General features: G+C 60.1%; 22 protein-coding genes. 13 read left to right on the forward strand and 9 right to left on the reverse strand.

The features are described 5' to 3' along the window. Nucleotides 1–8: 8 nt before the first annotated feature. From ACQRBV_RS15650 to ACQRBV_RS15660, 3 genes are read right to left on the reverse strand one after another with little or no spacing between them, the layout of a single operon-like run. Nucleotides 9–572, reverse strand: coding sequence for a peptidylprolyl isomerase (locus ACQRBV_RS15650; protein WP_411985180.1), 564 nt, complete (start codon nt 570–572; stop codon nt 9–11). A 3-nt stretch (nt 573–575) separates the two neighbouring features. Continuing rightward, on the reverse strand, nt 576–1379 hold the full coding sequence (locus ACQRBV_RS15655; protein ID WP_244385324.1) for an alpha/beta fold hydrolase: 804 nt from the start codon (nt 1377–1379) through the stop codon (nt 576–578). A 14-nt stretch (nt 1380–1393) separates the two neighbouring features. After that, nucleotides 1394–2317, reverse strand: coding sequence for a LysR family transcriptional regulator (locus ACQRBV_RS15660; RefSeq protein WP_060756129.1), 924 nt, complete (start codon nt 2315–2317; stop codon nt 1394–1396). 48 nt (nt 2318–2365) lie between these two features. On the opposite strand from ACQRBV_RS15660, the gene ACQRBV_RS15665 reads away from it, so the two are divergent. The 3 genes from ACQRBV_RS15665 to ACQRBV_RS15675 all read left to right on the forward strand — a co-directional run bounded on the left by ACQRBV_RS15665 (nt 2366) and on the right by ACQRBV_RS15675 (nt 4505). Beyond that, nucleotides 2366–2680 carry a hypothetical protein gene (locus tag ACQRBV_RS15665; protein ID WP_060756128.1) on the forward strand — a complete coding sequence of 105 codons (315 nt, stop codon included), beginning with the start codon at nt 2366–2368 and terminating at the stop codon, nt 2678–2680. 151 nt (nt 2681–2831) lie between these two features. Next, complete coding sequence (locus ACQRBV_RS15670; RefSeq protein ID WP_060756127.1) at nt 2832–3431, forward strand: FMN-dependent NADH-azoreductase; 600 nt, start codon at nt 2832–2834, stop codon at nt 3429–3431. A gap of 204 nt (nt 3432–3635) precedes the next feature. Beyond that, nucleotides 3636–4505 (forward strand): carboxylate/amino acid/amine transporter, encoded by an 870-nt coding sequence (locus tag ACQRBV_RS15675; protein ID WP_090369408.1) that lies wholly within the window; start codon nt 3636–3638, stop codon nt 4503–4505. On the opposite strand, the gene ACQRBV_RS15680 is transcribed toward ACQRBV_RS15675, so the two are convergent. Continuing rightward, a complete protein-coding gene (locus tag ACQRBV_RS15680; RefSeq protein ID WP_411985179.1) occupies nt 4502–5800 on the reverse strand; it encodes a mechanosensitive ion channel family protein in 1299 nt (432 codons plus the stop codon). The genes ACQRBV_RS15675 and ACQRBV_RS15680 overlap by 4 nt on opposite strands. Nucleotides 5801–5993: 193 nt before the next feature. Between ACQRBV_RS15680 and ACQRBV_RS15685 the strand changes: the two genes are divergently transcribed. Beyond that, a complete protein-coding gene (locus ACQRBV_RS15685; protein WP_411985178.1) occupies nt 5994–7340 on the forward strand; it encodes a DEAD/DEAH box helicase in 1347 nt (448 codons plus the stop codon). Nucleotides 7341–7389: 49 nt separating this feature from the next. On the opposite strand, the gene ACQRBV_RS15690 is transcribed toward ACQRBV_RS15685, so the two are convergent. Next, nucleotides 7390–7665 carry a hypothetical protein gene (locus ACQRBV_RS15690; protein ID WP_060756123.1) on the reverse strand — a complete coding sequence of 92 codons (276 nt, stop codon included), beginning with the start codon at nt 7663–7665 and terminating at the stop codon, nt 7390–7392. Nucleotides 7666–7819: 154 nt separating this feature from the next. On the opposite strand from ACQRBV_RS15690, the gene ACQRBV_RS15695 reads away from it, so the two are divergent. The 5 genes from ACQRBV_RS15695 (at nt 7820) to copD (ending at nt 12152) form a co-directional block, all read left to right on the forward strand. Next, on the forward strand, nt 7820–8209 hold the full coding sequence (locus tag ACQRBV_RS15695) for a transcriptional regulator (protein WP_411985177.1): 390 nt from the start codon (nt 7820–7822) through the stop codon (nt 8207–8209). 123 nt (nt 8210–8332) lie between these two features. Then, entirely contained in the window at nt 8333–10039 is a 1707-nt protein-coding gene (locus ACQRBV_RS15700) for a copper resistance system multicopper oxidase (protein WP_104994470.1), read from the forward strand. An 85-nt stretch (nt 10040–10124) separates the two neighbouring features. Then, on the forward strand, nt 10125–10865 hold the full coding sequence (locus ACQRBV_RS15705; RefSeq protein ID WP_411985206.1) for a copper resistance protein B: 741 nt from the start codon (nt 10125–10127) through the stop codon (nt 10863–10865). A 49-nt stretch (nt 10866–10914) separates the two neighbouring features. Continuing rightward, the gene (copC, locus tag ACQRBV_RS15710) at nt 10915–11301 is read left to right on the forward strand and encodes a copper homeostasis periplasmic binding protein CopC (RefSeq protein ID WP_411985176.1); all 387 of its coding nucleotides are present in this window, start codon (nt 10915–10917) and stop codon (nt 11299–11301) included. Beyond that, entirely contained in the window at nt 11298–12152 is an 855-nt protein-coding gene (gene copD / locus ACQRBV_RS15715; RefSeq protein WP_411985175.1) for a copper homeostasis membrane protein CopD, read from the forward strand. Before copC ends, copD begins: the two co-directional genes overlap by 4 nt. Here copD and ACQRBV_RS15720 read toward each other — a convergent pair. The 3 genes from ACQRBV_RS15720 to ACQRBV_RS15730 all read right to left on the reverse strand — a co-directional run bounded on the left by ACQRBV_RS15720 (nt 12149) and on the right by ACQRBV_RS15730 (nt 14180). Beyond that, nucleotides 12149–13015, reverse strand: coding sequence for a DUF6279 family lipoprotein (locus ACQRBV_RS15720; protein WP_411985174.1), 867 nt, complete (start codon nt 13013–13015; stop codon nt 12149–12151). The two genes, copD and ACQRBV_RS15720, sit on opposite strands and share 4 nt — an antisense overlap. Before the next feature lie 65 nt (nt 13016–13080). Then, entirely contained in the window at nt 13081–13803 is a 723-nt protein-coding gene (locus ACQRBV_RS15725) for a TorF family putative porin (protein WP_126870729.1), read from the reverse strand. Between the two features lie 197 nt (nt 13804–14000). Then, nucleotides 14001–14180 (reverse strand): hypothetical protein, encoded by a 180-nt coding sequence (locus tag ACQRBV_RS15730; protein ID WP_003193095.1) that lies wholly within the window; start codon nt 14178–14180, stop codon nt 14001–14003. 323 nt (nt 14181–14503) lie between these two features. Here ACQRBV_RS15730 and ACQRBV_RS15735 point away from each other — a divergent pair, with 323 nt between their 5' ends. The 3 genes from ACQRBV_RS15735 to ACQRBV_RS15745 all read left to right on the forward strand — a co-directional run bounded on the left by ACQRBV_RS15735 (nt 14504) and on the right by ACQRBV_RS15745 (nt 17432). Next, complete coding sequence (locus ACQRBV_RS15735) at nt 14504–15340, forward strand: CvfB family protein (RefSeq protein ID WP_060756116.1); 837 nt, start codon at nt 14504–14506, stop codon at nt 15338–15340. 52 nt (nt 15341–15392) lie between these two features. Next, entirely contained in the window at nt 15393–15791 is a 399-nt protein-coding gene (locus ACQRBV_RS15740) for a DUF2177 family protein (protein ID WP_060756115.1), read from the forward strand. Between the two features lie 198 nt (nt 15792–15989). Then, the gene (locus tag ACQRBV_RS15745) at nt 15990–17432 is read left to right on the forward strand and encodes an NCS1 family nucleobase:cation symporter-1 (protein WP_104994464.1); all 1443 of its coding nucleotides are present in this window, start codon (nt 15990–15992) and stop codon (nt 17430–17432) included. Here ACQRBV_RS15745 and ACQRBV_RS15750 read toward each other — a convergent pair. Then, nucleotides 17344–18543, reverse strand: a complete 1200-nt coding sequence (locus ACQRBV_RS15750) for an MFS transporter (protein ID WP_411985173.1) — start codon at nt 18541–18543, stop codon at nt 17344–17346. The genes ACQRBV_RS15745 and ACQRBV_RS15750 overlap by 89 nt on opposite strands. 104 nt (nt 18544–18647) lie before the next feature. On the opposite strand from ACQRBV_RS15750, the gene ptrR reads away from it, so the two are divergent. Continuing rightward, the gene (ptrR, locus tag ACQRBV_RS15755) at nt 18648–19541 is read left to right on the forward strand and encodes a putrescine utilization regulator PtrR (RefSeq protein WP_411985172.1); all 894 of its coding nucleotides are present in this window, start codon (nt 18648–18650) and stop codon (nt 19539–19541) included. Nucleotides 19542–19670: the final 129 nt, after the last annotated feature.

Consider the following 19670-nt stretch of genomic DNA (forward strand, 5'->3'; position numbering starts at 1 on the left):
TGCCGGCCTCAGTCGATGCGCTTGGCCGACTTGATCACGACAGGATCGATTGGCACGTTCTGCATGCCTTGCTTGGTGGTGGTCTGGGAGTTGACGATGATGTCGACGACGTCCATGCCCTTGACGACTTTGGCGAACACGGCATAACCGGCGTCACGACCCGGGTCGAGGAAGGCATTGTCGGCCACGTTGATGAAGAATTGGCTGGTGGCCGAGTTCGGGTCATTGGTACGCGCCATGGACAAGGTGCCGCGTACGTTATGCAGGCCATTGCTGGCTTCGTTCTTGATCGGTGCGTCGGTGGGCTTCTGCGACATCTGCGCGGTGAACCCGCCGCCCTGGACCATGAAGCCCGGGATCACACGGTGGAAAATCGTGTTGGTGTAGAAACCTTTATCGACGTAGGCCAGGAAATTCTTGGTGCTGATCGGCGCCTTGACCGGGTCCAGTTCGATCTCGATCTGGCCGTTGGTGGTATCGATCAGCACGTGAGGCGCCTTGGCGGGTTCGGCGGCCATCAGGTTGGCTGCGAACAGAACGGAGCCGCTAAAGAAGGCGATTTTTTTCAACATGGGTCAGTGATCCTGGGTAGTGGTTTCGACAGTCTTCAGAAAATCGAGCAAGGTCGCGTTAAAGACTTCGGGTTGGTCCAACGGCGTGGCATGGCGGGAATCCTCGATCACCACCAGACGCGCATCGGGCAGCAGTTTTACATAGTTTTCTTTATGCGCCACGGGGGTGTAGTCGTGGTCGGCGCTGATGACCAAGGTTGGACAGGTAATCCTGGAAAGTTGTTCCTGTACGCCCCAGCCCACAATCGCGTCGAAGCTGGCGAGATAAGCACGTTTGTCATTTTTTGCCCAGCGCTCGGCCATCTTGCGGCGCAGGTCGGCCTGGTGCGGTTTGGGAAACAGCCGGTCGCCGAGCGCCTTGCCGATGGTCGCGAGGCTGAGCAGGCGCGCCAGGCTCCAGCGCTTGGCCCATTGCCAATAATCATCGACACTGCGCACCTTGACCTCCGGTGCGCTGTTGACGATGCACAGGCTCCTGACCCGGCCGGGTTCGTCCACTGCCAGCTGGAAGGCAATCATACCGCCCATGGACAAGCCGACCACATGAGCGGGTGGCAGGTCCAGGTGTTCGATCAGGGCGATCAGGTCGAAGGTGAAGCCTGCGATGCTATAGCGCCCACGGGGTTTGTCGGAACGCCCGTGACCGCGTACATCCACCACGATCAGGCGGTAATGCCTGGCCAGCACCGGGACTTGCAATTCCCAGTCCTGGCTGCTGGAGCCCAGGCCGTGGATCAGGATCAGCGGTGCGCCGTGACCATATTCCTCGTAGTGCAGGCTGCAGCCTTCGTGGTCGAACCAGGGCATGCATAAACTCCGTTTCAGGCTTGTCGTGGGGCGGCGAAAGGCGCATCCAGAGGGGCCGTGTCAAAGGTGCGCAGCAGTTCCACGAGGATCTGCGTGGCCGGCCCCAGGGGTTTGTCCTTGTTTGAGTAAAGGTAGAACGTGGGGTTGCGGCTGCCGCCTTTTTCCAAGGGAAGCTGCTTGAGCAGGCCGTCCCTGAGTTCACGTTCGATCAGGTGTCGGGGCAGCCAGGCGAAGCCCAGGCCGCTGCTGACGAACGTGGCGGCAGTGGACAGGCTGCCGACGGTCCAGCGCTGTTCGGCACCGAGCCAGCCGACATCCCGCGGCTGCTGCCGTCCGGAATCGCGGATCACCACCTGCATCTGGCTTTCCAGGTCCTGGAAGCTCAGTTCGCGGTTCATGCGGTGCAGCGTGTGCTCGGGATGGGCCACGGCTACAAACTCCACATCGCTCATTTCCGTGCCCAGGTAACCGGGGATGCTGAAGCCGCAAATCGCCAGGTCGGCCACGCCTTCAATCAGCAGTTCTTCAACACCCGACAGCACCTCCTCGCGCAGGCGCACGCGGCAGCCGCGGCTTTGCGGCATAAAGGCGGAGAGGGCGCGCACCAGACGCGCATTGGGGTAAGCCGCATCGACCACCAAGCGCACTTCCGCTTCCCAGCCTTGTTCCATATGGTGGGCGAGGTCTTCCAGCTGGCTGGCGTTTTTCACCAGTTGCCGCGAGCGGCGCAACAGCACCTCACCGGCGTCGGTGAGCACTGCCTTGCGCCCGTCGATGCGCAGCAATGGCACCCCGAGTTGATCTTGCATACGCGCCACGGTGTAGCTCACCGAGGACTGCGAACGGTGCAGCGCTTCAGCCGCCTGGGCGAAGCCACCATGGTCGACCACGGCTTGCAGCGTGCGCCATTGATCGAGGGTAACGCGGGGCGCTTTCAAGATGAGCTCCTCTTGTCCTAAGCTGGCAGCCTTTATGGAGACTGCCGAATGAGAAAATTCTGTTGTGTGTGGCTGGCGCTGTTGCCGATGAGCGCGTTTGCCTACCCGATCGACGTGACTAAGAAGATCGACGGTGTGAGCGTGGATTACACCGCGTCCGACGTGGACGGCGACATCAGTTCGATCCAGTTGAATAACTACGGCACGAATGACGCCGTCTGTTCGGTAACCTTTACCAATGGCCCGGAATCTCCACGTCGTCGTACGGTTACGGTGCCGGCGGGTAAAAGCACCAACACGACGGTCAAGTTCAACCGCGCCATTATCAAAATGCGTATCGCCCTGGCCTGCGCTCCCAAATGAGGCGACAGCGGAGCCTGCGCTTAGCAATACTCCGCTTATTAACAAATTTCTAGATGGGTTATAGCAGTTTTTTGCGCTTTTTTATCGAATGGGCGTTGTTTAATCTTTTCTCCATCGACTTACAGCAAGTACAGATGGAGCCTACATAGCCATGTCCAATGTTCTGATCATCGAAAGCAGTGCCCGCCAGCAGGATTCGATTTCCCGCCAACTGACTCAGCAATTCATCAGCCAATGGCAAGCCGCGCATCCGGCGGATCAGATCAGCGTGCGAGACGTGGCGCTCAACCCGGTTCCGCACCTGGACGCCAATCTGCTGGGCGGCTGGATGAAACCGGTCGAGCAACGCAGCGCCATTGAACAGGCGTCCCTGGACCGTTCCAACGAATTGACCGACGAATTGCTCGCCGCCGATGTGCTGGTGATGGCCGCGCCGATGTACAACTTCGCTATCCCCAGTACGCTCAAAGCCTGGCTGGACCACGTGTTGCGCGCCGGTGTGACCTTCAAGTACACCGCCACCGGACCCCAGGGCTTGCTGACGGGAAAACGTGCCATCGTGCTCACTGCGCGGGGCGGCATTCATACCGGCGCGACGTCTGATCACCAGGAACCGTATTTGCGCCAGGTCATGGCTTTCATCGGGATTCACGACGTGACGTTCATTCACGCTGAAGGGGTGAACCTGAGCGGTGACTTCCAGGAAAAAGGCATCAACCACGCCAAGGCGTTGCTGGCCCAGGTCGCTTGATCCGTTAATCGTCAGATAATCGCGCGGTGTTTATCTAGCTCCACGCCAACCCTTCAAGTACGCGTATCGAACCTCCCTTTGCACTTTTTGCTCCTGAGTGCTCCTGCCCGACTGCCGCTATAGCGAGGTCGGGCTTTTTTTTGCCGTGAGTTTCGTGCCGCGCCGAAAACCTTTAATGTCCCGCCCATTCGAAACGAGGCGCGCATGGGTTATCTACTGGTTGTCACTCTGATTCAGGCATTTTCCTTCAGCTTGATCGGCGAATACCTCGCCGGCCACGTCGACAGTTACTTCGCCGTGCTGGTGCGCGTGCTGTTGGCCGGGCTGGTCTTCATCCCGCTGACCCGCTGGCGCTCGGTGGAACCCGCGTTCATGCGCGGCATGCTGGTCATCGGCGCATTGCAGTTCGGCGTCACGTACGTGTGCCTGTACCTGAGCTTTCGCGTGCTTACGGTGCCTGAGGTGCTGCTGTTCACCATCCTCACGCCGTTGCACGTGACCCTGATCGAAGACGCCCTCAACCGGCGCTTCAATCCCTGGGCGCTGATTGCCGCATTGGTGGCGGTGGGCGGCGCAGCGGTGATCCGTTTCGATCAGATCACACCGAACTTCTTCATGGGTTTCTTGCTGCTCCAGCTGGCCAACTTCACCTATGCCGCCGGGCAGGTGATGTACAAGCATCTGGTGGCGCGCTACCCGAGTGATCAGCCGCATTATCGGCGCTTCGGTTATTTCTACCTGGGTGCGCTGCTGGTGGTGCTGCCGGCGTTCTTGCTGTTCGGCAAGGCCAACTTCCTGCCTGAAGCGCCACTGCAGTGGGGTGTGCTGTTATTTCTCGGGTTGGTCAGCACCGCATTGGGCATGTACTGGTGGAACAAGGGCGCCTGCCTGGTCAATGGCGGCACCCTGGCGGTGGTGAATAACCTGCATGTGCCGGTGGGCCTGCTGCTCAACCTGCTGATCTGGAACCAGCACGAACCGCTGGGCCGTCTGGCCCTGGGCGGCTTGGTGATTCTGGGGGCGGTGTGGATCAGCCGGTTGGGCGCCAAGGCCCCCCATCGTCGCGTGGCTTAGCCGGCGCGACTCTCAGGGGCTGGTAAATGGCTGGCCCCCAACACCGCCGGCAACACCCCCGCCCGTAGATCATTACCACTCGGCTGCTGATACAGGCTCAGGCCGAACTCCGGCAATACCGCCAGCAAGTAATCGAAGATATCGCCCTGGATGCGCTCGTAATCCGCCCACGCCGTGGTGCGCGTGAAGCAGTAGATCTCCAGCGGCACGCCCTGGGCGGTGGTTTGCATCTGGCGCACCATGCAGGTCATGTTCGGCTGGATGTCGGGGTGGCTTTTCAGGTACGCCAGGGCGTAGGCACGGAAGGTGCCGAGGTTGGTCATGCGGCGGCGGTTGGCCGACAGCTGCGCACTGTGCCCCTGGGCTTCGTTCCAGGCTTTGAGTTCGGCCTGCTTGCGGCTGATGTAGTCGGTGAGCAGATGCACCTGGGTCATGCGCACTTCTTCATCGTCACGCAGGAAGCGCACACCGCTGGCGTCGATGTACAGGCTGCGCTTGATGCGACGCCCACCGGAGGCCTGCATGCCACGCCAGTTCTTGAACGACTCGGACATCAATCGCCAGGTGGGGATGGAGACGATGGTCTTGTCGAAATTCTGTACCTTGACCGTGTGCAGGGTGATATCCACCACATCACCATCGGCGCCTACTTGAGGCATTTCGATCCAGTCGCCGACCCTCAGCATGTCGTTGCTGGTCAGTTGCACGCTGGCGACGAACGACAGCAGGGTGTCCTTGTACACCAACAGAATCACCGCCGACATGGCGCCAAGCCCGGACAGCAGCAACAGCGGTGAACGGTCGATCAGTGTGGCGACGATGATGATCGCGGCAAATACGAACAGCACCATCTTCGCCAATTGCACATAACCCTTGATCGAGCGGGTGCGCGCATGTTCGGTACGGGCGTAGATGTCCAGCAGGGCGTTGAGCAGGGCGCTCACGGCCAGCGTCATGAACAGGATGGTGAACGCCAGCGCCACGTTGCCGATAAACAGGGCGGCGGTCTTGCTCAGGTCCGGCACCAGGTACAGGCCGAACTGGACCACCAGTGACGGCGTCATCTGTGCCAGGCGGTGGAAGACTTTGTTATGGCGAAAGTCGTTGAGCCAATGCAGTGCCGGCTGGCGCCCGAGCATTTTGACCGCATGCAGGATGAGGTAGCGCGCGACCCGCCCGACCAGCAAGGCTGCTACCAGCAGCACCAGCAGACCGAGGCCGGCGTGCAGCATCGGATGTTCGTCGAGGGTGCCCCAGAGGCCTTGGACGTTGAGCCAGAGCTGTTTGATATCCATGGGTAAAACCGATTCCTCTAAATGCAAGACGGGGCCGATTAGAGCATTTAACGGCGACAATGTTGGCTTTATGGACAAAAGCTCTAACAAAAAAGCAGCTGATTAGCACCGTTCGCGTAAAGAAACTCGGTTTGGGCGTCCGAAACCGTTACCCTATGCAGCTGATATTTTGTATTTCTTCGAGGTAGCACCCGTGTTTTCCCAATTCGCCCTGCACGAACGCCTGCTCAAAGCCGTGGCCGAGCTTAAATTTGTCGAGCCTACGCCGGTGCAAGCAGCGGCCATCCCGCTCGCGCTCGAAGGGCGTGACCTGCGGGTGACGGCTCAAACCGGCAGCGGCAAGACCGCCGCTTTCGTCCTGCCGGTACTGAACCGCCTGATCGGCCCGGCCAAAGTTCGCGTCAGTATCAAGACCCTGATCCTGCTGCCGACCCGTGAGCTGGCCCAGCAGACCTTGAAGGAAGTGGAACGTTTCTCGCAATTCACCTTCATCAAGTCCGGCATCATTACCGGCGGCGAAGACTTCAAGGTCCAGGCCGCCATGCTGCGCAAGGTGCCGGACATCCTGATCGGCACCCCAGGCCGCATGATCGAACAACTCAACGCCGGCAACCTCGACCTCAAGGAAGTCGAAGTGCTGGTGCTCGACGAAGCCGACCGCATGCTCGACATGGGCTTTGCCGATGATGTGCAGCGCCTGGTGGGCGAGTGCGTCAATCGCCAGCAGACCATGCTGTTCTCCGCCACCACCGGTGGCTCGACCCTGCGCGACATGGTCGCCCAGGTGTTGAAAAACCCTGAGCACCTGCAGGTCAACAACGTCAGCGACCTGAACGCGACCACGCGTCAGCAGATCGTCACCGCCGACCACAATGTGCACAAAGAGCAGATCCTCAACTGGCTGCTGGCCAACGAGACCTATCAGAAGGCCATCGTGTTCACCAACACCCGTGCTGCCGCCGACCGTATCTATGGCCGCCTGGTGGCCCAGGAATACAAGGCGTTCGTGCTGCACGGCGAGAAAGACCAGAAGGACCGCAAACTGGCCATCGACCGTCTCAAGGCCGGCGGCGTGAAAATCCTCGTGGCCACCGACGTTGCCGCCCGTGGCCTGGATGTCGACGGCCTGGACCTGGTGATCAACTTCGACATGCCCCGCAGCGGCGACGAATACGTGCACCGTATCGGCCGTACCGGGCGTGCCGGTAACGATGGCTTGGCGATCTCGCTGATCTGCCACGGCGACTGGAACCTGATGTCGAGCATTGAACGCTACCTGAAGCAGTCGTTCGAGCGTCGTACCATCAAGGAATTCAAAGGCACCTACACCGGTCCGAAGAAGGTCAAGGCGTCGGGCAAGGCTGTCGGTGTGAAGAAGAAAAAAACCGACGCCAAGGGCGACAAGAAGAAGACTGGCGCCAAGTCGCCGACCAAACGCAGGATCGCCAACCGGCCGAAGACCGACAACCTGTCGCTCGTCAGCAAGGACGGCATGGCTCCGCTCAAGCGCCGCAAGCCAGAAGCGCCAGCTGCCGAGTAAGGCAGGGGTGAAATGAAAAAACCGGACATTGTCCGGTTTTTTTTTGGCCTCAGTTTTTGCTCTTGGCGGCGGCCTCTTCCAGATCCTTGAGGCGTTGATCGATCAGTTGGCACTTGTCGGGCAAGTCGGCCGCGGTGGTGTCCACGTCCATTTTCTTCAGCTCGGCGTTGATTTGCTCGGCCTTGGCCGGGTTTTGCTGTGTCAGCTGGGTGACTTCCCGGGCCAGTTGTTCGCGCTTGGCGGTGGCCTCTTCGGGAGTGCAGGCCCAGGCGGGCAGGGCGGACAGCAGCGTGGCGGCAATCGCCAGTTTTATCAGGGCATTCATGGTCGGACCTCCTTGGCAGTGATGTTCAGTGGAGGTGACGGGGGCGTGGAAAGTTCATAGAAATGACGCCTGTCTACTCAGCTGAACGGCCGCTGACGTGGCCTGTCACACCTTTTGACGGGCTACTTTCCATCGGCCTGCGGGAGGAATCAGGATGACGACTTACAACTGGGATCTGATCGAACGTCTGCTGCATGAAGTACAGAACGGCGAAGGTAGCTTCGCCCCACGCAAATACGCCGAGCAGGAGGCGGCCGAGAAGGCGACGGCGGGTGAGCCTACCGGCAATCTGGATGCGCTGAAAAAGACCGCCGCGGACTACGAGGCACTGCTGTTCAAGCGTGGTTTTATTGAGTCGCGCCCGGAGGAAGAGGGCGGCAATGGCGAAAACTTCATCCTGACCGCGCTCGGTGCGCAGTTGCTGGCGTTGATCGACAGTTCGATCCCGGGCAATGACCACCCGCGCCAGGTACTCGACGAGCAGCCTGATGCACTGGACCAGGCAACCTTTGCCACCGTTGCGTCCAAGGCCCAGATCGCCTGATGCCCAACGCCCCGCCGCTGTGGGGTGTCGGGCGAAACTGTCAGATCGGTAATCTGCCGCTAAGGTGGCTGACAGCCGTGCGTGCCTAATCTGCTGCCATTCAACGTATGGAATTGAATTGGCATGCACTCCAAAACCACCCGACGAACATTCGTCAAAGGCTTGGCCGCCAGCGGCTTGCTGGGCGGCCTCGGGCTCTGGCGCACCCCGGTCTGGGCGTTGGCCAGCCCCGGCCAGCCCAGCGTGCTCGCGGGCACGCAATTTGATCTGTTTATCGACCAGTCCCCGGTCAACCTCACAGGCCGCGACCGCACCGCGCTGACGATCAACGGCAGCCTGCCCGGCCCGCTGTTGCGCTGGCGCGAGGGCGACACCGTGACCCTGCGCGTGAAAAACCGCCTGGCTGAGCCGACGTCGATCCACTGGCACGGCATTCTCCTGCCGTCGAACATGGATGGTGTGCCGGGCCTGAGCTTCCAGGGCATCGAGCCGGGTGGCGTGTTTGTCTATCGGTTCACGGTCAGGCAGCACGGCACGTACTGGTACCACAGTCATTCCGGGTTCCAGGAGCAAAGGGGGGTGTATGGCCCGCTGGTGATCGATCCCAAGGTGCCCGAGACGTTCAGCTACCAGCGCGATTACGTGGTGATGCTGTCGGACTGGACCGATGAAGACCCCGTTGCGCTGATGAAAACCCTCAAGAAACAGTCGGATTACTACAACCGGCACAAGCCGACCGTGGGCGATTTTGTGCGGGATGTGGGCAAGCAGGGCTGGTCAGCGACCGTCGACGATCGCTTGATGTGGGCACAGATGAAGATGAACCCTACGGACCTGGCCGACGTCAGTGGCCAGACCTACACCTATCTGCTCAACGGCCAGCCTCCCGGACGCAATTGGACTGGCGTGTTTCAGGCGGGGGAAACGATTCGGCTGCGTTTTATCAACGGCTCGGCGATGAGCTATTTCGATGTGCGCATCCCGGGGCTGAAGATGACCGTGATTGCCGCTGATGGCCAGCCGGTGCAGCCGGTGAGTGTCGACGAGTTCCGCATTGCCGTGGCGGAGACTTTCGACGTGCTGGTCGAGCCGACGGCGCCAGCCTATACGCTGTTTGCCCAATCGATGGACCGCAGCGGCTACGCCCGCGGCACCCTGGCTTGTCAGCCTGGGGCGATTGCCTCAGTCCCGGAGTTGGATCCGCGCCCCTGGATCACCATGGGTGATATGGGCATGGGCGGTATGGATCACGGTGCCATGGCGGATATGCCGGGTATGGAAGGCATGGACCACAGTGCGATGCCGATGCAGGCCCACCCCGCCAGCGAGCAGGACAACCCGTTGGTGGATATGCAAGCCATGAACCCGGTTCCCAAGCTCGATGACCCCGGCATCGGCCTGCGCAACAACGGCCGGCGTGTTCTGACTTACGCTGACCTGCGCAGTACCTTCGAGGATCCTGACGGCCGCGACCCCAGCCGCACCCTTGAATTGCACCTCACCGGGCATATGGAGAAGTTCGCCTGGTCGTTCAATGGGGTGAAGTTTTCCGATGCCGAGCCTTTGCAATTGACTTATGGCGAGCGGGTCCGATTGGTGTTGGTCAACGACACCATGATGAGCCATCCCATTCACCTGCATGGCCTGTGGAGTGACCTGGAAGACGAAAACGGCCAGTTCCAGGTACGCAAACATACCGTCGACATGCCGCCGGGTTCCCGGCGCAGCTACCGCGTAACCGCTGATGCGCTGGGGCGATGGGCCTATCACTGCCACCTGCTGTATCACATGGAAATGGGCATGTTTCGCGAGGTGCGCGTGCATGAATGAGCAAGCGAGCATAAGCCGGCATGTTTTATGGGCGTTCATCGGGTTGGCGTTCAGCCCGCTGACCCTGGCGGATGAGTTTCAAGGCATGAGCCCGGCGATACCCGCGCTCAGCGAGAGCCGCACGCCGATCCCGACCTTGACCGACGCTGATCGCGCCGCGGTGTACAACGCTCCCGGTGGGCACAAGGTTCACGACAGTGCGATCAACTCACTATTGCTGATCAACCAGTTGGAATGGCAAGACGGCGACGGCGAGGGTGCGCTGAACTGGGATATCAAGGGTTGGGTCGGTGGCGACATCGACCGCCTGTGGTTGCGCAGTGAAGGCGAGCGCAGTGCCGGTCGTACTGAAAACGCCGAAGCCCAGGTGCTGTGGGGGCATGCCATCAGCCCATGGTGGGATCTGGTGGGCGGTGTGCGCCAGGACTTCAAGCCGGGGGACGGGCAAACCTGGGCAGCGTTTGGTACACAGGGCATGGCGCTGTACAACTTTGAAGCTGAAGCCACGGTGTTTGTCGGCGAGGCGGGGCGTACCGCAGCCCGATTGGAAGGCGACTACGACCTCCTGCTGACCAACCGGCTGATCCTGCAGCCCACCGCCGAACTCAATTTCTATGGCCGTAACGATCCGCAGCGCGGCATCGGTTCTGGCCTTGCGCAGAGTGAGCTGGGCTTGAGGCTGCGTTATGAAGTCCGCCGCGAATGGGCGCCCTACGTGGGTGTCACCTGGAGCCGCAGCTACGGCCAGACTGCGCAATACGCACGGGATGAAGGCGCAGACACCCGTCAAGTGCGCTGGGTGGTGGGCGTACGCCTGTGGTTCTGACGCTTTACTCTTTCTATAACTCGCCGCCACGAGCGGCCTGGAGCCTTGCATGTCAATGTTGAAAACCGCCCTGGCGGGCGCTGTGCTGTGGGCGGGACTGATCGCCAGCCTGGCGGCCTCGGCCCATCCGAAACTGTTGTCGTCGACCCCGGTTGAGGGGGCCAAGGGGGCGCCACCGGCCGTGATCGAGCTGCGTTTTTCGGAGAACCTGCTGACGCAGTTTTCCGGCGCCAAGCTGACCATGACCGATATGCCCGGTATGCCGAATTCGCCGATGCCGGTAAAATCCAGTGTCGCGGCCAGTGCCGACCCCAAAGTGATGCTGATCAAGCCGGCCTCTACACTGGCGACCGGTACCTATAGGGTCGACTGGCGTGCCGTGTCGGCCGACACCCACCCGATCCTCGGCAACGTGGTGTTCAGCGTCCAGCCATGAGTGAACTGCTTCCGGTTGTTCTGCGCTTTGCTCTTTATCTGGACCTGATGCTGGTGTTTGGCCTGGGGCTGTTTGGCCTGTATGCCGATAGCCGGCCGCTGGATCTGAAGTGGTTGCTGCGGGGGTTGGCGAGCCTGGGGGTGCTGCTTTCGGTGGCGTCGCTGTTGTCGATGACCCAGGCCATGAGCGGTGCCGAGGATTGGTCGACACTGTGGCCACACCTGCAGATGATGCTTTGGCAGACCGAACTGGGCTGGAGCTGGTGGCTACGGATTGTTGCGCTGTTCTGGTTGGTGCTCAGCAGTCGTTTGGTCACTTGGTTCGGGGGCCTGGCATTGGTGACTCTGGCGTGGACCGGGCATGGGGTGATGCATGAGGGCGCGCTTGGGGTATGGCATCTGCTCAGTGACAGTGCGCACCTGTTGGCGGCGGCGGGCTGGGTCGGGGCATTGGCGGCGTTCGGTTTATTACTGATGCGCAGGTCCGCGCCGGCGGTGCAGGTATTGGCACACACCTTGGCGGGCTTCGAGCGCGTGGGTGTGGCATTCGTCGCGGTGCTGATTGCCACGGGCGCGGCGAATTATCTGTTTGTGGTCGGGCCGAACCTGGATGGCATCACGGGTGGCGTCTACGCGATCCTGTTGTGTTTCAAGTTGGGATTGTTCGGCCTGATGCTGGGGCTGGCGGCGCTCAATCGTTCCCATCTGACACCGTTGCTCCAGCGTTCGCTGGCGCAGGGCGACCACGTCGCCGCGTGTACAGCCTTACGCCGCAGCATCGCCCTGGAATTTGCGACGGTGCTGGCGATCCTGGCCTTGGTGGCTTGGCTCGGGACGCTGGCGCCGACCTAGGACTGCGTGCTCTTCAGGCATTTGAGCGCTTGGAAATCGGCGCGCACCTTGTCGATTTTCTGGGTGAGCTTCTGACGTTGTTGCACGCTGCTTTCGGCCATCAAGTCGACGATCAGGCTGCGCGCTGCCGCTTCTGTTTGTGTATAGGCGGTGCGGTACTGCGGGGTCCAAAGGCTTTCGCGGTTCACCAGCAATTGCTCGATTTTCTGCGGGAAGTCGGCGTTGCGGCGTTGTTGCAGGGCCTCGATAAATTGCGCCTGCCAGCGCGCGCGGTTGTCGATCCAGGCTTGGTTCTGCGGGCCCAATGCGATGGACCAGGCTGTCACGCGGTTCTGCTGGCTGGTGCTCAACGGGCCGATCCAGGCGTCCAGGCGTTTGCTCATACGCTCGGCGCGCTCCTTGATCTGCCGCTCCAGCGGTGGCTTGAGGTATTCGTCCTGGCGTTTTTTCAGGTCCTTGGCAAAGGCGTCCTGCATGTCCTTGACTTGCTGATCATCCAGGCCTTGTAACAGCTCGACCGCTGACGGGGTGATTTGCCGGGCAATCTCGGCGATCGCCTGCTTGGCCTCCAGGGTACGCGATTGCAGAGCGGCGTCGCTGACCTTGTTTTCGTCGACCATCTGTTGCAGGCGGTCGAGCCAATCCAGGTAGCCGGGCAATTGCGTGGTGCAGTGCCAGGCCAGGTGTTGCTTGAGTGTGTCGTTGAACCAACTCTTCTGCCCGGCGTTCATTTCCAGGTAGTCACTGAGGGTCCAGGGGATGATCACATCGAGATTGCGGTAGGCCAGGCCTACGCGATTGCAGCCGGCCAGTATCAGGCTCAGGCTCAGCAGTATCACCAGAAATTTGAGCCGACGCAGCATGGGCAGGTCCTTGCGCAGTGGGGTTCATGCATGTGAACCCACGCCGGGCGCGACAGTTCAGCCGATTAATAAAACGACCGCGCAGCCTTCAAGGTCAACAGGCCATCGCATTGTGAGTTGTGTCCGGAATATGCCGAGCAGTCGCTGCCACTGAGGCTGGAGCCGCTGTAGATCAGGTCCAGGTCGATGCCTTTCCATTCGCGCGAGAACTGTACCGACCAATCGTTGAAGCTGCTGATCGAGCCTCCCTCCACTGAGACCGGGCTGCCCAACTGATGCGTGGTGTACTTCATGCTGACGCCGATGCCGAAGGGCTGCGTGCCGCCGAGGTCGGCGAACAGGGTGCTGTCCTGTCGGTCCGGGTCGTTGCTCAAGGACACGCCGAAGCGGTTGCCCAGCAGGTTCAGGCCGCCATACAACTCCTGGCTGTCGAGCGGGCTGAGCTTGGGATGGCTGTAGTGGATCAATCCGACTTCGTAGCCCAGGGTCTGGTCGAAGGGGCGTTTGAAGCCCATGTAGGAATCGACTTCGAAGTTTTTGCTGGAGGACAAGCCCATGCTGGGGGAGAACTGGCCGAAATACAGGCCGCTGTCATGGCTCAGGTCCAGGCCACCGTGGAACGAGTCACTGCCTGGCGAGGTGGGTTTGACCAGGCCTTGGGCCATGCTGCGGCTGGGGGTGGTGCCTAATTTCAGATCGAAGTCGCCCAGTTCGCGCTGGAAAATCTGCGCCTCGGCCAGTGGGCTCGCCACCAGGATGCTGATCAATACAATGCAGGGTTTGAGCACGCTTCACTCCATAAAAAGCGAGGAGCCGTAACGGAAAAATCGGGCAAGTGCCCGTGCTAGACGTGTGCAAGCATACCGGCGAATGCCAGGCGGTGAGCCCCGTTCGTCGATTGGCACAAATATGGAGAAGGTGTTTCGGGCTCCAGTCCTAGCGCCTTGAAGGCAAGACGCTTAGGGACCAGATGGGTAGACAGGTGTTATTTCTTGCCCAGGCTGATCTGCTTGGACGGGCCGAAAGTCTGGCCGCTTACGCCCTTGGCAATTTGCTGGATTTCGCCACCGGACTTGAGAAACGCTGCAATCTGGCTGTTGATCGATTCGCTGGTTTCAACGGCGGGAGCTGGCTTTGCTTTGCTGTTGGATGCTTTTACGCGCATGGCGGCCACTAACCTGTAGAAAATTAACTTGGCCAGGCATCGTACAGGAAATACTTGACAATTGCTTGGCAAATATCCCCTGGGAATAACTGGCGCGGCGGAAAATAGCCGAAGTCTATCTATCAAATAATCGCCTAACTTACTGTTTTAACTCGAAACCATGGGGTATACGGCGCTGCGCATCCCTGGAAAAACTCAGGCGTTTGATCAGACGAGCGGGGCGTCGCCGCTGGAAGCCCGTGCCAGCCCGCGATTTTTCAGGCGCACGCGCGTGGTAGGCGCAACTCGGGTAGAATGCCGCCGACGTAATGAGGGTATTGGACATGGCTTTAGTCGGGCGCTACAACAGTTTGCAAGTGGTTAAACATACTAACTTCGGTTTGTACCTGGATGGCGCGCAAGACGGTGAAATCCTCTTGCCGAATCGGTATATCCCCAAAGATATTCCCAGCGAAGATGAAGACTGGCTTAACGTTTTCATTTATCTGGACAGCGATGACAAACTTATTGCCACGACTGAAAAACCGAAAGTTCAAGTGGGCGAATTTGCCAGTTTGAAAGTGGTGGAAGTCAACAGCATTGGTGTATTCCTTGACTGGGGCTTACCCAAGGATCTGTTGCTCCCGTATTCGGAAGAAAAACGCCAGTTGAGTGCCGGCGATTACTGTGTGGTGCATGTCTACCTCGACAAGCACACCAAACGCATCACCGCCACTGCACGCCTAGATCGTTACCTGGACAAAACGCCGGCCAACTACCAGGTAGGCCAGGAAGTCGACCTGCTGGTGGCCGAAGCCACCGACATGGGTTTCAAGGCGATCATCAACAACAAGCACTGGGGCCTGATCCACAAGAACGAAGTGTTCAAGTTCCTGCGCCCCGGCAAGCAGGAAAAAGGCTTTATCAAAGAGATCCGTGCCGATGGCAACATCAGCCTGAGCCTGCAGCCGGTTGGCCAGGAAGCAGCGTCCAGCCTCAATTCGAAGATCCTTGCCAAGTTGCGCGAAAACAACGGCACCTTGCCGGTCAGCGACAAAAGCGACCCGGCGCTGATCAGCAACTTGTTCGGCGTCAGCAAGGGCAACTTCAAGAAGGCCATTGGTGCGCTCTACAAGCAAGGCCAGATTGTGATTCATGCCGATCGCATTGAACTAAGCTGAGCCCGGCTTGCTCTTCTGTAGGCGCCCATCGGCGCCTACAGAGGCTACATAAATGATGCGCAAAACACTCTTCGCTTACCTCGGCACCTTGCTCGCCTTTCTGCTGCTCGACGGCCTCTGGCTCGGCGTCCTGATGGGCCCTACCTACAAGTCCCTGCTCGGCTCGTTGATGCTCGATCAACCCCGCCTATTGCCGGCGGTGCTGTTCTATCTCCTGTATGCCGCCGGTTGTGTGGTGTTAGTTGTGCTGCCGAGCGCCAGCTGGCAACGCGCCGCACGCCTGGGGGCGCTGCTCGGCCTGGTGGCCTACGGCACTTATGACTTGAGCAACTGGGCCACGCTGCAAGGCTGGTCTGCCGGTTTGGCGGTGATGGACATGGCCTGGGGCACCTTTCTCACGGCGGTCTGTTGTGCTGCCGGGTACCTGTGTGCACATCGGGTGCAACACTGATTGTGTACAGGATTTTAATGCACCGTTGCTGAGCGCCCATCCTGCTTGTAAAGCCTTTGTAGTCCCTGTGGAACGCTGATTCAAAGGGATTGTGTGCCATTGGCACGTATTCTGCTGAATGCCTCGTATACAAACCGCGCCGCCTAACGTATGCACGCTGCGACGACAGCGCTGGCCGGTATTTCGAGGAGCCCAGCGATGACCGAACAACACCCCAAAGGCTATAGCCCGCGCCTGTACAACCAGGACCTGGGGCCTTTGCCGCAAAAGTGGACCTGGTACAACATCTTCGCCTTCTGGATGAGTGATGTGCACAGCGTGGGCGGCTATGTCTTCGCCGCCAGCCTGTTCGCGCTCGGCCTGGCCAGTTGGCAGGTGTTGATCGCCTTGCTGGCCGGGATCTGCATCGTGCAGTTGATCGCCAACTTGGTGGCCAAGCCGAGCCAGCAGGCTGCCGTGCCGTATCCGGTGATCTGTCGGCTGGCGTTTGGTGTGTTCGGAGCGAATATTCCGGCGGTGATTCGTGGGTTGATCGCTGTAGCGTGGTACGGCATTCAGACGTACTTGGCGTCGAGTGCCTTGATCATCGTGGTGCTGCGCTTTTTCCCACAGATGGCGGTGTATGCAGAGCCGCATTTTGCAGGGTTGTCCTATCTGGGCTGGTTTGGCTTTCTCAGCTTATGGGTATTGCAGGCAGCGGTGTTCTGGGCCGGCATGGAGTCGATCCGCCGCTTTATTGACTGGGCTGGGCCGGTGGTGTACGCGGTGATGTTTGCCTTGGCCGGTTGGATCGTATGGAAGGCCGGCTGGGCGAATATCAGTTTCACCCTGGCGGAAAAATCCCTGTCGGGCTGGCAAGCCTTCGGTCAGGTGATCGTGGCGACGGCGCTGGTGGTGTCGTACTTCTCCGGCCCCACACTGAATTTTGGTGATTTCAGCCGCTATTGCCGCAGCATGCGCGACGTACGGCGCGGTAACTTCTGGGGGCTGCCGGTGAATTTCCTGGCATTTTCCCTGGTCACCGTGGTGATCGTTTCGGGCACGCTGCCGGTATTTGGCGAAATGCTTCACGACCCGATCGCCACCGTCTCGCGCATCGACAACAGCCTGGCTGTGTTGCTGGGAGCCTTTGCTTTCGTCACCGCGACCATCGGCATCAATATCGTGGCCAATTTCGTGTCGCCGGCGTTTGATTTTGCCAATGTGGCACCGAGCAAAATCAGCTGGCGGGCCGGGGGGATGATCGCCGCCGTGGCATCGATCTTCATCACCCCGTGGAACCTGTTCAATAACCCACTGATGATCCACTACACCCTGGACATCCTTGCAGCGTTCATTGGCCCGTTGTTCGGGATTCTGCTGGTGGACTTCTACCTGGTCAAAAAGCAGAAGATCGATGTGGATGCGCTGTTCGATGACAGCCCGAGCGGGCGCTACTACTTCGACGGCGGGGTGAATTGGACGGCGGTCAAAGCCCTGGTGCCCGCGACGCTGGTGGGGGTTGCAATCACCTTCACGCCGGCGCTGCAGGGCATGGCCAACTTTGCCTGGTTTACCGGCTGTTTCCTGGGAGGGCTGTTTTTCCTGGTGCTTGCCCGGCGCGAGCAGGTTCGCTCGCCGACGCCGCTGGTTGCCGGTTGATCAGTATTACGCCCGCCAATACCAGGCCGCCGCCGGCAATCACCAAGGCCGGTTGCAGGCCGCCGCTCCAGTGACTGCTTAGCGACGCCAGCAACGGGCCGCTCAATTGCCCGACGGCAAAGCTGGCGGTCAACAGCCCGGTGCTGCGCTGGTAGCCGTGGGGGGCGACTTCCCGCAAGCGGGCCATCACCAACTGCATGCAAGCCAGGAACGGTGCACCGCACAGCAATACGCCCAGCGCCAAGCCCCAGCCATTGCCCAGCAAGCAGGCGAACACCCCGGCTGCTTGTAGCCATAACGTGCTCATCAGCCAGCGGCGGGTGGTGTGCGGGTCTTTGCGGCGCAGGCTGGCGATCACCACGCCCATCGCGGCAGCCAGGCCAAAGCATGGCCAGAACAGATCGGCTTGCCAGGCGCCGTTGAATTGCGCGCTGGCCATTTGTGACAGGAAGGTTGCCGGAATGATGTAGCCCAGGCCATACAGGAAGTAAATCCAGCACAGATGCGCGATGCTGGCGTTGCCACCCGCGTGATGGACGTGGGCAACTGGCGCGATCGGTTGAGGCAGGAACGGCAGGGTCGCCAGCAGCATTACCAGCGCCACCACGCCATACACCAGCCACAGCGTTGCCGAGCTTTGCCCCAGGCGGTTCGAGCCCAATGCCAGCAGCCCGGTCAGCAGAATGCCCAGCCCCGGGCCGGCAAACACCAAGGCGCCCAGGCGTGCTCGCCCGGCGGCAATCGCCAGGGGCTGGCTCAAGCTGGTGATCATCACCAACGCCCAGGCACTGGCGACGCCGGTGCCAAAGCGCAGCAACAGGTGCGGCCAGAAGCCCTGTGCCCAATACGACGCCAGGGTCAGCAGCACGCAAAGCCACAGCCCGCCGTACATCCGACCTCGTACGTGGTGATGGCTGCGGGCGAAGATCGAATCCACTGCACCCACGAAGTAGCCCAGGTAATTGGCCGCCGCGATCAGCCCTGCGCCGGTCAGGTCGACCTGGCCTTCACTGAGCAGGTGGGGCATCTGCGGGGTCAGCGCGAAGCGGCCAATGCCCATGGCCATCATCAAGGCGATAAAGCTGGCGAGTAAGCGGATCAGGGGGGACATGTTCAGGTTTCCTGCAAGGCAGCGATTGACCTTCAGGCTAAATCGAGTTTACTTTCTGTAAAAATGAATAATATTGAGTAACTTGTTCAGTTTTGGAGAAAATCGTGGAGTTCAGTCAGTTGCGTATTTTCCAGGCCGTGGCGGAGGAGGGTTCCATCACCCGTGCGGCCGAACGCTTGCACCGAGTGCCGTCGAACCTGTCGACACGGCTCAAGCAGATGGAAGAGCAGCTCGGTGTTGAGTTGTTCGTGCGCGAGCGCCAGCGTTTGCAGCTTTCTCCAGCGGGCAAAGTGTTACTGGACTACAGCATCCGTCTGCTGGCGCTGCACGACGAAGCCCACGGCGCTGTGCAAGGCGGGCAACCGGCCGGCGATTTTGTGCTGGGCAGTATGTACAGCACTGCGGCGATTCATTTGCCGAAGTTGTTGGCGCGTTACCACAAGGCCTACCCGATGGTGAACCTGCAGGTGCAATCGGCGCCCAGCGGCGAGCTTTTGGAGGGCCTGATCGCCGGTCGCCTGGACGCGGCGCTGGTGGACGGCCCCATCACCATCGCTACCCTTGATGGTGTGCCCTTGTGCGAAGAACGGCTGGTGTTGATCTGCGAAGCCGATCACCCACCCGTGCGCGGCCCCCAGGATGTGGCGGGCCGCTCGGTATTCACCTTCCGCCGCAGTTGTGCTTACCGCGCACGCCTTGAAACCTGGTTTTCCCACGACCGTGTGGCCATGGGCCGGGCGATCGAGATCGAGTCTTATCAAGGCATGCTCGCCTGCGTGATTGCCGGTTCCGGTGTGGCATTGATGTCTGAATCCATGCTCGACAGCCTGCCGGGCAAGGACGGTGTGTCCGTTCATCCCCTGACCGGGCCTTTTGCCACTGCGACTACCTGGCTCATGTGGCGAAAGGGGATGCTCGGCGCTAACCTCAATGCATGGATTGACCTGCAGCAGGCAGGCAGAGCCGAGATCCTGCAAGACACGCGCGCGATCGCTTGAGCGATCCGTCAGGATTTAGATGAATTCAGTAATAGTTCGTTGTGTTTTCGTACAAGCAATACGTAAGACTTAAGGCTACTATCTGTAGGAAGCGGCGACAGAATTAGCGCCGACCCGCATTACCCTCAA

The organism is Pseudomonas sp. R11F, assembly GCF_050312575.1.
GTDB lineage: Bacteria > Pseudomonadota > Gammaproteobacteria > Pseudomonadales > Pseudomonadaceae > Aquipseudomonas > Aquipseudomonas palleroniana.

What these genes read in the sequence shown, in the direction of transcription:
- ACQRBV_RS15740 (WP_060756115.1), top strand. Translation starts at nt 15,393, where the DNA reads ATGATGCGCAAAACACTCTTCGCTTACCTCGGCACCTTGCTCGCCTTT.
- ACQRBV_RS15700 (WP_104994470.1), top strand. Translation starts at nt 8,333, where the DNA reads ATGCACTCCAAAACCACCCGACGAACATTCGTCAAAGGCTTGGCCGCC.
- ACQRBV_RS15750 (WP_411985173.1), bottom strand. Translation starts at nt 18,543, where the DNA reads ATGTCCCCCCTGATCCGCTTACTCGCCAGCTTTATCGCCTTGATGATG.
- ACQRBV_RS15705 (WP_411985206.1), top strand. Translation starts at nt 10,125, where the DNA reads ATGAGCCCGGCGATACCCGCGCTCAGCGAGAGCCGCACGCCGATCCCG.
- ACQRBV_RS15695 (WP_411985177.1), top strand. Translation starts at nt 7,820, where the DNA reads ATGACGACTTACAACTGGGATCTGATCGAACGTCTGCTGCATGAAGTA.
- ACQRBV_RS15720 (WP_411985174.1), bottom strand. Translation starts at nt 13,015, where the DNA reads ATGCTGCGTCGGCTCAAATTTCTGGTGATACTGCTGAGCCTGAGCCTG.
- ACQRBV_RS15690 (WP_060756123.1), bottom strand. Translation starts at nt 7,665, where the DNA reads ATGAATGCCCTGATAAAACTGGCGATTGCCGCCACGCTGCTGTCCGCC.
- ACQRBV_RS15670 (WP_060756127.1), top strand. Translation starts at nt 2,832, where the DNA reads ATGTCCAATGTTCTGATCATCGAAAGCAGTGCCCGCCAGCAGGATTCG.
- copC (WP_411985176.1), top strand. Translation starts at nt 10,915, where the DNA reads ATGTCAATGTTGAAAACCGCCCTGGCGGGCGCTGTGCTGTGGGCGGGA.
- ACQRBV_RS15665 (WP_060756128.1), top strand. Translation starts at nt 2,366, where the DNA reads ATGAGAAAATTCTGTTGTGTGTGGCTGGCGCTGTTGCCGATGAGCGCG.
- ACQRBV_RS15675 (WP_090369408.1), top strand. Translation starts at nt 3,636, where the DNA reads ATGGGTTATCTACTGGTTGTCACTCTGATTCAGGCATTTTCCTTCAGC.
- ACQRBV_RS15655 (WP_244385324.1), bottom strand. Translation starts at nt 1,379, where the DNA reads ATGCCCTGGTTCGACCACGAAGGCTGCAGCCTGCACTACGAGGAATAT.
- ACQRBV_RS15650 (WP_411985180.1), bottom strand. Translation starts at nt 572, where the DNA reads ATGTTGAAAAAAATCGCCTTCTTTAGCGGCTCCGTTCTGTTCGCAGCC.
- ACQRBV_RS15745 (WP_104994464.1), top strand. Translation starts at nt 15,990, where the DNA reads ATGACCGAACAACACCCCAAAGGCTATAGCCCGCGCCTGTACAACCAG.
- ACQRBV_RS15735 (WP_060756116.1), top strand. Translation starts at nt 14,504, where the DNA reads ATGGCTTTAGTCGGGCGCTACAACAGTTTGCAAGTGGTTAAACATACT.
- copD (WP_411985175.1), top strand. Translation starts at nt 11,298, where the DNA reads ATGAGTGAACTGCTTCCGGTTGTTCTGCGCTTTGCTCTTTATCTGGAC.
- ACQRBV_RS15730 (WP_003193095.1), bottom strand. Translation starts at nt 14,180, where the DNA reads ATGCGCGTAAAAGCATCCAACAGCAAAGCAAAGCCAGCTCCCGCCGTT.
- ACQRBV_RS15680 (WP_411985179.1), bottom strand. Translation starts at nt 5,800, where the DNA reads ATGGATATCAAACAGCTCTGGCTCAACGTCCAAGGCCTCTGGGGCACC.